Genomic DNA, 15,911 nt, shown 5'->3' on the forward strand with positions numbered 1-15,911 from the left:
AACCTCCCGCAAAGCGCGGAGGAGACGCGGCATGGCTGCCTACGAGACCCTGATCTGCGACGAGCCGCGGCCCGGCGTGGCGCGCATCGTCATCAACCGGCCGCAGGTGATGAACGCCTACAACTGGCGCATGTGCGAGGAACTGCAGGACGCCATCGCCGCCTACCGCGATAACGACGCCCAGCGGGCGCTTATCCTGACCGGCGCAGGCGGGCGGGCCTTCTGCACCGGCGGCGACCTGTCGGGCGGCAATCCGGAGCATTCGCGCAAGGTCGCCGAACAGCCCATGGGCCACGGCCGCGAGATGCGCGACGGGATGCAGGCCGTCGTCCTGGCGCTGCGCCGGCTCGACAAGCCGTCGGTGGCGATGGTCCAGGGCTATGCGGTGGCGGGCGGCCTGGCCCTGGCGCTGGGCTGCGACCTGCGGATCGCCGGGGCCTCGGCCAAGCTGGGCGACACCTCGGGCAAGGCGGGCCTGCTGCCCGACGAGGGCGGCGCCTGGCTGTTCCCCCACGCCATGGGCCTCGACCGGGCGCTGAAGATGAGCTGGCTGGCCGAGATCTACGACGCGGCCACGGCCCGCGACCTCGGCCTCGTCACCGAGGTGGTCGCCGACGACGCCCTGGAGGCCCGCACCCTCGACCTCTGCGAAGCGCTGGCGGCCAAGGCGCCGCTGGCCGTGCGGCTGGTGAAGATGATGATGGGCAAGGCCCTGGAGACGCCGCTGGAAAGCTCGATGGCCGACGTCCAGATGGCCGTGATGATCACCAACCCCAGCGCCGACGTCCGCGAAGGCGTCGCCGACGTCCGCGAGAAGCGCGCCCCGAAGTTCGAGGGGCGGTGACGGCATAGGCCGTCATCCCGGCCAAGCCTCGCGCCAGGGAGGCGCCGAGCCGGGACCCAGGGTGGCTCTCAACGAGGTCGGAGACGGTTGGATTGTCGGCACTCGCGGCCAAGCTATCTTCGGCGATGGTCGGTGCGCTGCATGAAGGGGAGGCGTGGTTGGAACTGCATACGATCGACGGGCGGCTGAAGCCAGGTGATGCATTCAAGATGATCGCCACCGGCTATTTGTGGGGGGCCGGCGCTCTCTTCGTCCCTGCCATTACGCTGATGACCATCATCATTTTCCTCTCAGGAGCACCCATCGAGACGAACGGTGGGATCGTCGAGGGAAGTCAACGGCTGAAAGTATTAGCCCCGGTTATCTTAGCGCCGATTATCGTAGCGGGGCAGGCGGTGATGATCGGTGGCCTAGTCGTGTTCGGGCTGTGGCTCTACGAAAAGAGAAGACCCATCCGCGTCATCAACCATGGTGGCGATGCCTGACCACCAATGGATATCCGCAACGGGTCGATAGCGGCTATTGGCTGGCAGTTTGCAGCGTCGCCGTTTGAGCTGCTAGGTCCCGGATCTCCGCTACGCTGCGTCCGGGACGACGCCCAAGTTGGTCACCACGTGTCCACGAACCGCCGTCTCCGGCCTGTCACCGGCGGCACCGGGCAGCTCGTCAGGCCGCGCACCAGCCAGCTCCGCGTCTCGGCGGGATCGATCACGGCGTTGATCTCCAGCACCTCGGCCACCGAGGTCGCCTTGCCCACCTGGTACATCCGGCCCAGAAGCTTATCGAACAGCGCCTGGCGCGCGACCGGATCGGTCTCGGCCTCCAGTTCCTTGCGGTAGCCCAGGCGCACGGCGCCCTCCAGGCCCATCGGCCCGAACTCCGCCGTCGGCCAGGCGATGGTGAAGGCCGCCGCCGAGAAGTCGCCCGCCGTCATCGCCTGGGCGCCGAGGCCATAGCCCTTGCGCAGCACCACCGCGAACAGCGGCGCCGACAGGCTCTGGGCGGTGACGAACAGGCGCGAGCCGCGCCGCACCGCCGCCGTCGCCTCGCTCTGCGGCCCCACCATGAAGCCGGGCGTATCGCACAGCGACAGGATCGGCACGCCGAACGCATCGCAGAGCTGCATGAAGCGCCCGCCCTTCTCGGCGCCTTCGGAATCGATCGCCCCGCCCAGCCAGCGCGGGTCGTTGGCGATCACGCCCATGGGCCGGCCCTCGATTCTCAGGAAGCCGGTGATCATCCCGGGCCCGTAGCCGCCGCGAAGCTCGATCCAGGACCCCGTGTCGGCGAGCGTTTCGATCACCGGCCGCACGTCGTAGGCCTTCACCCGGTTCTCGGGGATCAGGTGGCGCAGCGTGCGCTGGTCGGCGCAGGTCCATTCGCCCGTCGGCCCCTGGAAGATGCCCAGCAGATGCTTGGCCGCCGCCGTCGCCGCCGCCTCGTCCTCGACCAGCAGGTCCAGCGTCCCGTTGGCGTAGAGCACGTCCGAGGGCCCGATCTCGTCGGGCGTGTAGACTCCCAGGCCGCCGCCCTCGATCATCGCCGGTCCGCCCAGCCCGATGTTCGAATACCGGGTGGCGATGCAGATGTCGGCGCAGCCGAAGAACACCGCGTTGCCCGCGAAGCAGCGGCCGGAATTGATCGCGATCCGGGGCGCCAGCCCCGACAGCCGGGCGAAGGTGGTGAAGCTGGTGGTGTCCAGCGACGAGGCCGACAGCCCGCCCACGTCCACGTCGCCGGGCCGCCCGCCGCCGCCCTCGGTGAACCACACCATCGGCAGCTTCCAGTGCTCGGCGTATTCGAGGATCTGGTCGGTCTTCTTGTGGCCGAAGTGGCCCTGGGTGCCGGCCAGCACGGTGAAGTCGTAGGCCAGGCCCGCGACCGGCTGGCCGTTCACGTCGCCCACGCCGGTGACGATGCCGTCGGCCGGCGTGTTGGCCCGCAGGTCGTCCAGGCTGCGCCGCCGGCGCTGGGCGGCGATGGCGAACGCGCCGAACTCCTTGAACGAGCCGGGGTCGAACAGGTCGTCCAGGTTCTCCCGCGCCATGCGCTGGTTGGTGCGCCGCCGCCGCGCGATCGAGTCCGGGCGGTTCTCGTCCAGGGTCAGGGCCTGGCGCGCCAGCACGTCGGCCAGGTCCGGGCGGATCAGGTCGAGGTCGATCTCGGCGGCGGCCACGGCCTCCAGCTCGTGGTCGCCGGGCGCGATGAAGGCCAGCGGCCAGCCCTCGTCCACCGTCTCGCCCAGGGCCGTGGGCACGGCCTGCACCACGCCGCCCACGGGAGCGGTCACCTCGTGCTGCATCTTCATGGCTTCCATCACCGCCACCACCTGGCCGGGGCGCACGAGGTCGCCCACGGCGGCCTGCACGGCCACCAGCGTGCCGCGCAGCGGGGCGGCGGCCACCGCGGTGCCGGCCGGGGCCGCCGGCGCCTCGCGTGCGCCCGTGGCGGCCTGGGCCGTGGCCCGCTCGGCCGGCTCGAACGCGGCGGCGCGCTCCAGGAGGCCCGCGAGGCCGGCCTCCACGAACGTCGTGTCGACCGGCGCGGCCAGGGCCTCGGAGTCCAGGATCGCGCGCAGCAGCGGCAGGTTGGTCGCCACGCCCTCGACGCGGAATTCGGCGGCGGCGCGCCGGGCGCGGGCCAGGGCGCGGCCGAAGTCCGGGTCGGGACTGGCCACGATCAGCTTGGCCAGCAGCGGGTCGTAGTTGGAGCTGGTGGCGTAGCCGCCGTAGCCGCAGCCGTCGACGCGCACGCCCGGCCCGCTGGCGGGCTCGTAGGCCGCGAGCACGCCGCCCGCGGTGCTGGCCACCGTCCCGTCGGGCCGCAGCGCCTCCATGTTGATGCGGAGCTGGATCGCGTGGCCGCGCACCGGCGGCGGCCCATCGCCGAGGCCGCAGTCGGCCAGGCTCTCGCCGTCCGCCAGGCGCAGCTGGAGCTGCACGAGGTCGAGGCCGGTCACCTCCTCGGTGACCGTGTGCTCCACCTGCAGGCGCGGATTGGCCTCGATGAACACGCCCGGCCCGTCGCCCGACAGCGGGACCAGATATTCGAACGTCGCCAGCCCCTTCAGGCCGCCGGCCTTGGCCAGCTTCACCGACCAGGCCTGCAGGTCGGCCCGCACCCGGGGCGCGAGCCCCGAGGCCGGGGCGATCTCGATCACCTTCTGCCGCGCCCGCTGCACCGAACAGTCGCGGTCGTGGATGGCTGCCGCGTCGGTCCCGTCGGCGGCGATCTGCACCTCGATGTGCCGGACGGCCGTCAGCAGCGCCTCGGCGTAGAGCCGTTCGTCGCCGAACGCCGCCTTGGCCTCGCCGGCGCAGAGCTCGTAGGCGCGCGCCAGGTCGTCGCCCGGCCCCACGCGGCGCATGCCGCGCCCGCCGCCGCCGGCCACCGCCTTGATCATGATCTCCGCGGCCGGGCCCAGCCCCGCCTGGAAGGCCTTCACCTCGTCCAGGCTCGCGCCCGCCGAGGTTCCGGGCGCGACCCCCACACCCTCGCGGATCGCCAGGGCGCGGGCGGCGGCCTTGTCGCCGAACAGGTCCAAGCTCTCGGGCGCGGGGCCCACGAAGGTCAGCTTCGCCGCGGCGCAGGCCCGCGCGAACGCCGCGCTCTCCGACAGGAAGCCGTAGCCGGGGTGAACCGCGTCGCAGCCTTCCGACTTCGCCGCCGCAGTCAGGGCGTCGATGTCGAGATAAGCCCGCGCGCCCGACGCCGGCAGCGCGACCGCCGCCTCCGTGGCCTGGCGGTGCAGCGAGGCGGCGTCGTCCTGGGCATAGACGGCGACGGCCGGCAGGCCGAGGTCGGCGGCGGCGCGGGCGATGCGGATCGCGATCTCCCCGCGGTTGGCGATCAACAGGCGTTTCAGTGGAAGCTCCCCGGTACGCGTTTTTCTGGTTTCCCGGCTGGACCGCCGGCTCATACAAAACAAGCGTTATGTATCACGTCCGCCGGCGGAGGCGAGTCACGCCGCGACGGCGCGGCCCGCGGCCCGCTCGAACACGACGCGGCCGTCGACCAGCGTCGCGGCCACCAGCTCCGTATCCAGCATCCGCAACGCCTCCGCGCGCGGGACCGACAGCAGGCACAGGTCGGCGCGCGCGCCCACGGCCACCCGCCGCCGCCGTCCGCCCGGCCGCGCGAAGCCGCCCAGGTACAGCGACAGGGCCGCCGCCGGCGCCAGCGTCTCACCCTCGCCGACCGCCGCGCCCGAGGCGGTCCGCCGGCTCACGGCCGCCCGCATCGCCGTCCAGGGATCGGGCTCGCCGTAGGGCGCGTCCGAACTCGCCGCCAGCCGGACGCCGGCGCGCTTCAGGCTCGCCAGGCGATAGAGGTTGTCGTGGTCGCCCACCGGGACCTCGGCCAGGTAGCGGTCGCCGCGCTCGGCCACGAACCCCGGCTGGGTCACCACGGTCAGCCCCAGGCGGGCGATCTGCGGCACGGCCTCGGGCGCGATGACGCTGCCATGCTCGATCCGGTCGCCGGGCCGGGCGCCCGCCGCTTCGAAGGCCGCCAGCGCGAAGGCCAGTTCCGTCGCCGTCGCGCAGTGCATGGCCACGCCCCGCCCCCAGTCCCGCGCTTCGGCGATGCGGGCGACCAGCGCGTCGAGGTCGGGAAGCCGCGCCTCGTCCAGCAGCACCTTCACCGGCCCCAGCCGCACGCCTGGCGGCGGTTCGAGGTCGCCGCCGCTCATCAGCATCAGCCGCTGCGGCAAGTCTCCGTTCGCATGCGCCGCCGCCAGGATCGCCGCGGCCTCGGCGTCGGTGTTGGCGCTGGTGTCGGTGAGCCCCGTGACGCCGTAGGCCGCCAGCCGCGCGCCAAGCGGAGCCAGCGGCGGCGGCGTGCGGCCCAGCCGTTCACCCAGCCAGGCGTCGCCACGCCAGATCCGCCCCGTCGGGCGGCCGTCATCGCCCCTCTCCACGCAGGCCGGCGCCGGCTCGCCGCGCAGGACCGCCCCCAGCGCCCGGCTGTTGAGGATCCACAGCGACCCGCTGCGGTGCTGCACGCGCAGGGGATGGCGCGGCGCCATCCGGTCCAGCGCCATGGCGTCCAGCAACGGCTCGGCGCCCTCGTGGTAGCCCACGGCCCGGATCCAGGCCCCGGCCGGGCGCCGCGCCGCCGCCGCGCCGATCCGGGCGGCCACGTCGGCCAGGCCACGCGCTGTCTCCAGCGCCACGGAGTCGGCCCGCGCCGCCGTGGCCAGGATGTGGATGTGATGGTCGATCAGGCCGGGGATCAGCGCCCCGCCCCGCCCGTCCAGCTCCGCGCCGCGGCCGGCGAGCCGCGGCCCGATCGCCGCGACCCGGCCGCCCTCGATCCGCACGTCCAGGCCGCCGCGGCCGGCGACCTCGACATCGCGGAGGATCAGCGCGGCGGCCGCCCCCTCCGTCGGCCTCACCGACACCTCCCCCGCGTCGCAGGGGAGGAGCGCTCCTCCCCCGCCTGCGGGGGAGGGGGACCGCGGACCGCGGTGGAGGGGGCGCGGGCGCGCCGCCATCCGGCCCCTAACCTCTCACGCGTCCGCCATCGCTGAAGACCCGCTGCGCGCGAACTTCACCAGCCGCTCGAGGATGATCTTCTCGGCGTCGGACATGATCCCGTCGATCAGCTCTTTCACCGTCGGAATGTCGTGGATCAGCCCCACGACCATGCCGCAGCTCCAGCCGCCGGCGTCCATCTTCCCTTCCTTCATGATGGCCGGATAGACGCCGGCCACTTCCGGGGCGATGTCGGCGAAGGTGATCTTGTCGCCCAGCGTCCGCTCCTTCTCCAGCAGCCGCTCCACGCCGGCGTTGGTCAGCACGCGCTCGGTGTTGCGCAGCGGGCGCATGATCAGCCGGGTGTCCAGTTCGTTGGCGTGGAGGATGGCCTGCTTCACGTTCTCGTGGATCGGCGCTTCCTTCGTCGCCATGAAGCGCGTGCCCATGTTCATGCCCTCGGCGCCCAGCGCCAGCGCGGCGGCGAGCTGGCTGCCGGTGGCGCAGCCCCCCGAGGCCACGAACGGGATCTTCAGCTCCTCCGCGGCGCGGGGCAGCAGCACCCAGTTGCCCACGTCGTCCTCGCCCGGGTGGCCGCCGCATTCGAAGCCGTCGACGCTCACCGCATCGCAGCCGATCGCCTCGGCCTTCAGCGAGTGGCGCACCGAGGTGCACTTGTGGATCACCTTGATGCCGGCCTCCTTCAGCGCCGGCAGCCACTTCTGCGGATTGTTGCCCGCCGTCTCGACCGCCTTGACCCCGCTCTTCACGATCGCCTCGACGAAGCCCGGATAGTCGGGCGGCGTCACCGCCGGCAGGAAGGTCAGGTTCACGCCGAACGGCTTGTCGGTCATCTCGCGGCAGCGGGCGATTTCCTTGGTCAGGTTCTCGGGCGTGCCCTGGGTCAGGCCGGTGATGATGCCCAGCCCCCCGGCGTTGGACACGGCCGCCGCCATCTCGGCGTAGCCCACCATGTGCATGCCCCCCTGGATGATGGGGTGCTCGATGCCGAACAGCTCGGTGATGCGGGTCTTCATGGCGTTCTCCAGCCTTCTCGTGATCCTTGGGCGGCGGGCGGCCCCCCGCGCGTCCGCCATCTTGCCGAGGAATCCGCCGCTGACCAGCCGTCCCCGGCGTCAACCGCGCGCGGCTGGGAAAGCCGACGCGCCCGGACTAGGCTCGCGCCTAGCACACGGACGCCGGCGAACGGCGCGGAGGAACGCCCATGACGGCCCTGCTGAAGGAACTCGAATCCACCGTCGGCGCCGCCGGCGTCGCCACCGGCGAGGCCGCCGCCGAACAGGCCTTCAGCCCCTGGGCGCGGCTGGGCAGGCCGCTGGCCATCGTGCGCCCCCGCTCGACCGAGGAGGTCTCCCGGGTGCTCAAGGCCGCCCACGCCGCCGGCGCCGCCGTCGTGCCCTGGGGCGGGCGCACGGGGCTGGTGGAAGGCGCGGCGGCCGAAGGCGCCATCGCGCTTTCCCTCGAACGGATGAACGCGGTCGAGGCCATCGACCGCACGGGCTCGACCATGACCGTCCAGGCCGGCTGCGTGCTCCAGGCCGCCTGCGACGCGGCCGACGAGGCCGGTCTGTTCCTGCCGCTCGACCTGGGCGCCCGCGGCTCGGCCACCATCGGCGGCAACATCTCCACCAACGCCGGCGGCAACCGCGTCCTGCGCTACGGCATGATGCGCGACATGGTGCTGGGGCTGGAGGCCGTGCTGGCCGACGGCACGGTCGTCTCGGCCATGAACCGCCTGATCAAGAACAACACCGGCTACGACCTGAAGCAGCTCTTCATCGGCTCGGAGGGCACGCTGGGGGTCGTCACCCGCGCGGTCCTGCGCCTGCGGCCCAAACCCACATCGCAGAACACCGCCTTCCTCGCCGTGGACGGCTTCGACGCCCTGCCCAGGCTGCTGCGCTTCCTCGAAGCCGAGCTGTCGGGCGCGCTCTCCGCCTTCGAGGTGATGTGGCCCGAGTTCTATGAGCTGGTGACCACCGAGCCCGCCAAGGGCAAGCCCGTGCTGCCCCACGGCCATCCCTACTACGTCCTCGTCGAGACGCTGGGCGCGCACCCCGAGGCCGACGCCGAACGTATCGAGACGGTGCTGGGCGAGGCGCTGGAACAGGGCTTCATCGTCGACGCCGCCATCGCCAAGAGCCAGGCCGAGCGCGACCGCATGTGGGCCCTGCGCGACGACGTCGGCCAGGTGGCCCGCAACGGTCCCATCGTCACCTTCGACGTCAGCCTGCCGATCCCCGACATGGAGGCCTATGTCGCCCGCGTCCGCGCCGACCTCACGGCCCGCTGGCCGGCCGCCACCTGCGTGGTCTTCGGCCACCTCGGCGACGGCAACCTGCACGTCATCGCCGGCGCCGGCGACCGCAGCCTGCGCCACGCCATCGAGGAGGTCGTCTACGCGCCGCTCAGGCCCATCGGCGGCTCGATCTCGGCCGAGCACGGCATCGGCCTGCAGAAGAAGGCCTTCCTCGACGTCTCGCGCTCGCCGCCTGAACTGGCCCTGATGCGCACCCTGAAAACCGCCCTCGACCCCAAGGGAATCCTCAACCCCGGCAAGGTCGTGGGCTGAGCGGCGATAACATCGCGGGTGGATGGTTCCGCCGCGGCCCGGCTTGCAGTAGGCAGCATCCATGCCCGCGCTGGACTTCGCCCGCCCTGCCCGCACGCTGCGCGAACGCGCCGCGCACCGGCTCTACATCCGGCGGACGTGGCGCACGGCCTTCATCATCGCGGTGGCGGTCCTGGGCGGCCTGGCGGCGGCGGGGTTCGCCAAGCTGTGCGACGAGGCGATGCGCATGCACGCCCGGCTCTACGACATGTCGCCCTGGCTGACCCTGCTGCTGATGCCGGCCGGCTTCGTCGCGGCCACCTGGCTCACGCGCCGGTTCGCCCCCGAGGCCGCGGGCAGCGGCATCCCCCAGGTGATCGCCGCGGCCGAGCAGCGCTGGCGGGGCCGCTGGGGCGGCCAGCGGGTGACGCTCAAGACCGGCGCCTGGAAGGTGGCGCTCTCCTATCTGATGCTGCTCTGCGGGGCTTCGATCGGCCGCGAGGGGCCGACGGTCCAGGTGGTGGCGGGCATACTGCGCACGCTCACCCGCGGCCTGAAGGGCGGGCCGGGGCGGCGCGTCCTGATCATCGCCGGCGGCGCGGCCGGCGTGGCGGCGGCCTTCAACACCCCGATCGCCGGCGTGGTCTTCGCCGTGGAGGAACTGGCGAAGAGCTTCGAGCGGCGCACCCACACCACGGTGATCCTGGTGGTCGTGGTCTGCGGCCTCACCTCCTACGCCCTGCAGGGCGACTACGCCTATTTCGGCGTGCTGCGCGGCGGCTCGGCCCTGGGCACGGCCTGGCTGGCCGCGCCGCTGATCGGCCTGACCGGCGGCCTGCTGGGCGGGGCCTTCTCTCGCGCGCTCGCCGCCCTGATCGGACCGCGCGCGGGGCCGGTCGGCCGGTGGCGCGCCGGCCATCCGATCGCCTTCGCCGCCCTCTGCGGCCTCGCCGCGGCGGCCGTCGCGGCGCTCTCGGGCGGGCTGAGCTTCGGCGCCGGCTACGACGAAGCCAAGTCGCTGCTCAACGATCATCCGGGCCGCGGCCTGATGCTGGCGGGTTCGAAGTTCGTGGCCACCCTGGCCGCGTCCAGCTGCGGCGCGCCCGGCGGCATCTTCGCGCCCTCGCTGGCGATCGGCGCGGGCCTGGGGGCGGCGTTCGCCCAGTCGGGCCTGGCGTTCGCCGGCCGCGACGCGGTGGTCCTGGGGATGGGCGGCTACCTCGCCGGCGTCGTCCAGGCGCCCCTGACCAGCGCGGTGATCCTCATGGAGATGACCCGCGACCCCGGCCTCGTCGGCCCGCTGATGCTCACCACCCTGGTCGCGCGCTGGGCCTCCAGCCTGATCATGCGCGAGCCGATCTACCACCACCTGTCCGGCAACTGGCGGCTGACCCCGGCCAAGGCCTAGCCGTTCGACCCGGCGGCGCACCAGAGCCTTGCGGAGGCCGTCCCCGAGCGGTCAAAGTGGGCCCAACCCGGACGCTCCATGTTCCGGGAAACGGGGGAAGCCGATGTCCGAGATCACTCGCCGCGCGTTCGGCGCGCTCACCGTCGCCGGCGCCGCGGCCGGCCTGGCCGGGCCCGCCGCCGCCAAGCCCGCGGCCCCGCCGCCGCCGGCCTGGCCCGACGCCACCGAGACCGCCGCCATGATCCGCCGGGGCGACATCTCGGCCCTGGAGGCGACCCAGGCCGCCATCGGCCGGGCCGAGGCCCTGCAGGGCAAGCTCAACTTCCTGGTCAACTCCGACTTCGACCGCGCGCTCGACCGCGCCAGGGCCGGCGGGGTCATCGGCCCGTTCGCCGGCGTGCCCTTCCTGATCAAGGATCTCGAGGACTTCTGGGGCCTGCCCACCCGCTACGGCTCGCGCGCCTTTCTGAACGCGCCGCCGGCCCGCGAGCAGGACGAGCTGGTCCGCGCGTTCCTCAAGACCGGCGTCAACGTCATCGGCAAGTCGGCCACGCCCGAGGCCGGCTTCCTGCCGACCACCGAGCCGCTCGCCTTCGGCCCGACCCGCAATCCGTGGGACGCCACGCGCTCGTCGGGCGGCTCGTCGGGCGGCGCGGCCGTGGCGGTGGCCGCCGGGGTCGTGCCGGTCGCCCACGCCAGCGACGGCGGCGGCTCGATCCGCATCCCTTCGTCGTGCTGCGGCCTGTTCGGCCTGAAGCCGTCGCGCGGCCGGATCGTCGGCTCGCGCGGCGCGACCAAGATCTCAGACCTCGGCGTCAACCACGTGGTCTCGCGCAGCGTCCGCGATTCCGCCGCCATGCTCGCCGCCATCGAGGACCGGGGCGACGGCGCCCAGCTGGCCCAGGTCGGGCTGGTGTCGGCTCCGCTCAAGCGGCGCCTGCGCGTCGGCCTCCTGATCGACGGCACGTCCGCCAAGCCGCCCACCCCCGAGGTCAAGGCCGCCACCGAGAGCGCGGCCAAGCTGGTGGCCAGCCTGGGCCACCATGTGGAGCCCACGTCGTGGCCCGTCGATCAGGCCTTCATGGACGACTTCCTGCTGCTCTGGGCCTCGGGCGCCGCCGGCCTGGCCGACAGCATCTCGAAGATGGCCGGCCGCCCCGCCGACGACACCCTGCTGGAGCCGTTCAGCCTGGGGCTGGTCAACCTCGCCCGGACAGCGCCGCCCGACGCCCTGCCCAAGGCCGTGGCTCGCCTGCAGGCGAACGCCGACGCCTACGGGGCCTGGTTCGACAAGAACCGCTTCGATGTCGTGATGTCGCCGGTGCTGAACGCCCCGCCCCCGCCGCTGGGCTTCGTCGGCCCCGAGGTCCCCTACGACACCCTGGTCGAGCGGCTGATCGCCTACGTGGGCTACACGCCCTACCACAACATCGCCGGCGCCCCGGCCATGAGCGTGCCCCTGACCCTGACCGACGCGGGCCTGCCGGTCGGGACCCAGTTCGCCGCCCGCGTGGGCCAGGAGGGCCTGCTGCTCCAGCTCGCCTACCAGCTCGAGGCCGCCCGGCCCTGGGCGCAGCGGGCGCCCGCGATCCACGCCTGATCCGCCTCAGCCGGCGCCGATCAGCTCGTCGGCGGCCTGGGCGGCGATGGCCTGCGCCTCCGCGCCCGGCACGCCCAGGCCCTGCAGGATCAGGGCGTTCATCTGCTGGGCGAGGCCCACGGCGGCGGATTTCGAGGGTTCAGCCGCCGTGCGCGCCACGGCGGCCTGCATCACGCCCATCACGAACAGCGCGGCCGCTTCCAGGGTGGCGATGGCGAACCGGCCCGACGCCAGGCCCGCCCGGATGTCGTCGACCAGCCCCCTGTTCACCGGCGACTGCAGGTTGATGAGCCCCGTCTGGATGCGCACCAGGGCCCGCGCCCGCTGGGGATCGTCCAAGGCGAAGCGCAGATAGACGCTGTTCGCGCGCGCCATCCGCCGGGCCGGATCCTCGACGCCCGCGTTGGCCTCGCCGATGGCGGTCTCGATGCTCGCGCGGATCTCCGCCACCACCGCCCGCACCAGGGCCTCGCGGTCGGCGAAGTGGTTGTAGAAGCTGCCCTTCGCGACATCGGCGGCCTGCACGATGTCGTCGATCGCCACGGCGTCGACCGGCCGCTCCGAGAAGAGCTGGCGGCCCGCCCGCAGCAGGGCCTCCCGGGTGCGCTGGGCGCGGCCGGGCTTGGGCCGCCGGGACTCGGCTGCGGAGGTCATGTCCCCTTGTGAAGGCGCCCGCGCCTCGGCCGCAACTCGCGTCACGCCGAAACGGCCGCCCGCAGCGGCGCGCGCCACGCCGCGGGCTCACCGACCCCGAAGACGTATCGATCCGGCCGCACCAGCACCGCCGGGGCGCCCTTCGCGTCGAGCCAGGCCGCCAGCGCCTCGCGGTAGGGAGCCAGCCGCGGGGCGTCGATCGAGACGGCCGTGACGTCGGGCGCCTCGGGAACCGCGCCGCGGGCGATCAGCCAGGCGCCCGGACCCAGCGCGTCGTCCAGCCCGACCCCGTCCGCCCACGGCTGGGGCGCCAGTACGCCGGCGCCGTCGCCCTCCATCAGCAGGCCCGGCCCCAGCCGGGGCGAGGCCATGCCCGCCGCCTTCGGGCCACGCGCCAGCATGGCCGCGTCGCGCTGGGCGGCGACCTGCGGATCCAGCGTGCAGACCGTGCGGCCCATGCCGATGGCGAGCTCGATATAGGCCCGCACGTGCGGCTCGCGCTCGGTCTGATAGGTGTCGAGCAGGGCCGCGTCAGCGCCCTTCAGCACCGCCGCCAGCTTCCAGGCGAGGTTGGCTGCGTCCCGCAGCCCCGAGCACATGCCCTGGCCGGCGAAGGGCGGCATCTGGTGGGCGGCGTCGCCGGCCAGGAGCACGCGGCCCACGCGCCAGGCCTTCGCCACCAGCCCGTGGAAGCGGTAGACCGCCCGCCGCTCAAGTTCGACCGGCCCGCAGTCCCAGGTGGCGATCAGCGGCTGTATGAAGTCGTCCGCCAGCACCTGTTCGGCCGTCTCGCCCGGCTTCAGCATGAACTCCCAGCGGTGCCGGCCCGGGCCCATCAGCACGCAGGTGGTGGGCCGCTCGGGATCGCAGATCTGCAGGTTCACCTCGGGCGTGCGCGCGCCATCGCCCACCTTGGCGTCGATGACCAGCCAGGGCTCGTCGAAGCCGTAGTCGAACAGGCCCACGCCGAGCGCCGTACGCACCACGCTGGAGCCGCCGTCGCAGCCCACGAGGTAGCGCGCCCGAACCGTCCGCTCGCCGCCCGCGTCCTCGATCCGGGCGGAGACACCCGCGCCGTCGTCGCTCAACGACAGCAGCCGCGCGCCCAGCCGCACCTCGACGCCGAGCTGGGCCGCCACCTTGGCCCGTAGCGCGTTCTCAAGCCCTGGCTGGTGGAACATGTAGCCCGACCGCCAGCCCGCGCCGGGCCGGCCGGCGGGCGCGTCGAACCGCATCAGCAGCTGGCCGTCGGCGGCGCGGAATTCGTAGTCCGGAACCGGCCGCGCATGCGCCAGCACGTCCTCGGCGATCCCGAGCTGCTGGAAGAGGCGCATGGCCTCGTGGTCGAAATGGGCGGCGCGGGGCAGCGGATAGACCTCGCGGTCCCTCTCCACCACCAGGGTCCGCACGCCCAGGTCGCCGAGCAGGGCGGCCAGCGCCGCGCCCACCGGGCCCATACCCACGATCAGGACGTCGCAGTCGGCCGCCATCACGTGGGCTCCGGGGCCAGGGCCTCGACGCAGGTGTTCTCGATGGCGCCCAGGCCGTCGATCTCGATGCGCACCTTGTCGCCCGGCCGCAGGAACTTCGGCGGCTTCATCGCCGCGCCCACCCCGCCGGGGGTGCCGGTGAAGATCAGGTCGCCGGGCTCCAGGGTCATGGCCCCCGACAGATGCTCCACCTGGTCCCAGACGTCGAAGACGAGGTGGCGGGTGTTGGAGCTCTGGCGCGTCTCGCCGTTCACCACCGCGCGGATGTCGAGGCCGTGCGGGTCGATCTCGTCGGCGGTGGTGATCCAGGGGCCGAAGGGGGCGTGGGTGTCGAACGACTTGCCCAGCGTCCATTGCGGCGTGCGGTGCTGCCAGCGCCGCTCGGTGACGTCGTCGCCGACGCAGTAGCCGAACACCGCGGCGGGCGCGGCCTCGCGCGCGATCCGGCGTCCGCCCGCGCCGACCACGGCGACCAGTTCGGCCTCGTAGTCGACATAGCCCGCCGCCGGCGCCTCGATCGGATCGAAGGGGCCGTTGGCGGCGCTCGGCGCCTTTGCGAACCACACCTGCTGTTGCGGCGCCTCGACTCCGCTCTCGGCGATGTGGTCGGCGTAGTTCAGGCCGATCGCGAAGATCTTCCCCGGCCGCGGGATCGGCGCCAAGAGCCGCACGTCCGCCAGCGGCAGGCCGCTCTCGGCGCGGTCGGCGATCGCGCGCACCTCGCGCTCGACCTGGGACCAGGCGGCGATCAGCGCGATCATGTCGGTCGGCAGGCCGGGCGCCGCGCGTCCGAGCGAGACGATGCGGTCGCCCAGGACGAGGCCGAGCTCGGGCGGGCCGCCGGCGGTGAAGCGGGCCAGTTTCATGATGTCGTCCTCAGCCGAGGGTGGGGGGCGGCGGCGGGCCCCACTGGACGCCCAGGAGGTCCTGCAGGGTGGCGGTGTTGGCGGGGTCGTCGGCGGTGAACAGGTCGCCGTCGGTCCAGTGCTCCAGGGTGTGGCCCCAGGGGTCGCGCCAGTAGTCGAAGACCTGGCTGCCCAGGATATGGCGGCCCACGCCCCACTCGGCGTGCCGGCCGGCGGCCTTGAGCCGGTCGTGGCCGGCCATCAGGTCGTCGAGGTCGGCCACCTCGAAGGCGGCGTGGTTGAAGCCGGGGCCGCGCGGGCTCTGCATCAGGAACAGCGTGTGGTGGTCGGTCGGCGTCGCCCCGCGGTCGCAGCGCAGGAAGGCGCCCAGCGAGAATTCCGGCGACACCGCGATCTCGTCCGAGGTGATGAAGCCGAAGCGGTCCTTCCACCAGCGTTCGGAGGCGCGGAAGTTCGACACGTTCAGCACCGCGTGCCCCAGCCGGACCACGTGGGCCGCGCCCGCGCCGGTCCGCTTCGTCGCCCGCTGCCGGGGATGGGCCGCGGCAGTGTTCCACGGCGGCCGGACCGGCAGGTCCAGCGCCGGCGCGGCGGCCTGGCCGGCCACCACCTCCACCACGTGGCCGTCCGGATCGGTCAGCCGCACGGTCTGTCCGCCGCCCGGCGCGTCCAGCGGCGCCACTTCGGCGTTCTCGGCGCGGGCCAGGACTTCGAGATCGGCCACCGAGGCGGCGCGCAGGCCCAGGCCCGCGAACCCGGGCTCGCCCTCCTGCGTGGCGTGCAGGAACGGCGCGGGCCCGGCGCCGCGGGCGTAGAGCGTGTCCCCGTGGCGCTCGGCGATCAGGCCGAAGTCCTCAAGGAACGCCTCCATCTCGCCGAGGTCCGGCGCGCGGAAGCGCACGAACGCGATGTCTTCCACCCTTATCAGGCTCACGGCCGGCTCCGATTGACCATTTGGTCAATCATGTGCCCCGGGCAACGCCTCGGTCAAGCGGAACTATGA

12 protein-coding genes are annotated in these 15,911 nt (G+C 73.3%); 5 read left to right on the forward strand and 7 right to left on the reverse strand.

All coding sequences use genetic code 11. The features are described 5' to 3' along the window. Positions 1–31: 31 nt before the first annotated feature. Together GC203_RS04160 and GC203_RS04165 are read left to right on the forward strand one after the other, a co-directional pair. Positions 32–844, forward strand: a complete 813-nt coding sequence (locus tag GC203_RS04160; RefSeq protein WP_293451630.1) for an enoyl-CoA hydratase/isomerase family protein — start codon at positions 32–34, stop codon at positions 842–844. Between the two features lie 92 nt (positions 845–936). Next, on the forward strand, positions 937–1,329 hold the full coding sequence (locus tag GC203_RS04165) for a hypothetical protein (protein WP_293451632.1): 393 nt from the start codon (positions 937–939) through the stop codon (positions 1,327–1,329). A 122-nt stretch (positions 1,330–1,451) separates the two neighbouring features. On the opposite strand, the gene GC203_RS04170 is transcribed toward GC203_RS04165, so the two are convergent. The 3 genes from GC203_RS04170 to GC203_RS04180 all read right to left on the reverse strand — a co-directional run bounded on the left by GC203_RS04170 (position 1,452) and on the right by GC203_RS04180 (position 7,355). Then, the gene (locus tag GC203_RS04170; RefSeq protein WP_366501426.1) at positions 1,452–4,697 is read right to left on the reverse strand and encodes a carboxyl transferase domain-containing protein; all 3,246 of its coding nucleotides are present in this window, start codon (positions 4,695–4,697) and stop codon (positions 1,452–1,454) included. A gap of 108 nt (positions 4,698–4,805) precedes the next feature. Further along, positions 4,806–6,239, reverse strand: a complete 1,434-nt coding sequence (locus tag GC203_RS04175; RefSeq protein WP_293451636.1) for an amidohydrolase family protein — start codon at positions 6,237–6,239, stop codon at positions 4,806–4,808. A gap of 114 nt (positions 6,240–6,353) precedes the next feature. Next, positions 6,354–7,355 (reverse strand): nitronate monooxygenase family protein, encoded by a 1,002-nt coding sequence (locus GC203_RS04180; RefSeq protein WP_293451638.1) that lies wholly within the window; start codon positions 7,353–7,355, stop codon positions 6,354–6,356. Positions 7,356–7,543: 188 nt separating this feature from the next. Here GC203_RS04180 and GC203_RS04185 point away from each other — a divergent pair, with 188 nt between their 5' ends. From GC203_RS04185 to GC203_RS04195, 3 genes are all read left to right on the forward strand, one after another. After that, the gene (locus GC203_RS04185; RefSeq protein ID WP_293451640.1) at positions 7,544–8,911 is read left to right on the forward strand and encodes an FAD-binding oxidoreductase; all 1,368 of its coding nucleotides are present in this window, start codon (positions 7,544–7,546) and stop codon (positions 8,909–8,911) included. Positions 8,912–8,972: 61 nt separating this feature from the next. Then, positions 8,973–10,298: a chloride channel protein gene (locus GC203_RS04190; RefSeq protein ID WP_293451642.1), complete on the forward strand. Its 1,326-nt coding sequence runs from the start codon at positions 8,973–8,975 to the stop codon at positions 10,296–10,298. Between the two features lie 103 nt (positions 10,299–10,401). After that, complete coding sequence (locus tag GC203_RS04195) at positions 10,402–11,898, forward strand: amidase (RefSeq protein WP_293451644.1); 1,497 nt, start codon at positions 10,402–10,404, stop codon at positions 11,896–11,898. A 6-nt stretch (positions 11,899–11,904) separates the two neighbouring features. On the opposite strand, the gene GC203_RS04200 is transcribed toward GC203_RS04195, so the two are convergent. Genes GC203_RS04200 through GC203_RS04215 form a run of 4 tightly spaced genes read right to left on the reverse strand, consistent with a single transcriptional unit; the run spans position 11,905 to position 15,842 of the window. Next, complete coding sequence (locus GC203_RS04200) at positions 11,905–12,552, reverse strand: TetR/AcrR family transcriptional regulator (protein WP_293451646.1); 648 nt, start codon at positions 12,550–12,552, stop codon at positions 11,905–11,907. A gap of 41 nt (positions 12,553–12,593) precedes the next feature. After that, on the reverse strand, positions 12,594–14,042 hold the full coding sequence (locus tag GC203_RS04205) for a bifunctional 3-(3-hydroxy-phenyl)propionate/3-hydroxycinnamic acid hydroxylase (protein ID WP_293451648.1): 1,449 nt from the start codon (positions 14,040–14,042) through the stop codon (positions 12,594–12,596). After that, the gene (locus tag GC203_RS04210) at positions 14,042–14,908 is read right to left on the reverse strand and encodes a fumarylacetoacetate hydrolase family protein (RefSeq protein WP_293451650.1); all 867 of its coding nucleotides are present in this window, start codon (positions 14,906–14,908) and stop codon (positions 14,042–14,044) included. The genes GC203_RS04205 and GC203_RS04210 overlap by 1 nt, the downstream gene beginning before the upstream one ends. 10 nt (positions 14,909–14,918) lie before the next feature. Next, a complete protein-coding gene (locus tag GC203_RS04215) occupies positions 14,919–15,842 on the reverse strand; it encodes a VOC family protein (protein WP_293451652.1) in 924 nt (307 codons plus the stop codon). Positions 15,843–15,911 lie beyond the last annotated feature (69 nt).

Origin of the sequence: Phenylobacterium sp., assembly GCF_016124325.1 — a bacterium.
In the GTDB taxonomy this organism is placed as follows: domain Bacteria; phylum Pseudomonadota; class Alphaproteobacteria; order Caulobacterales; family Caulobacteraceae; genus Phenylobacterium.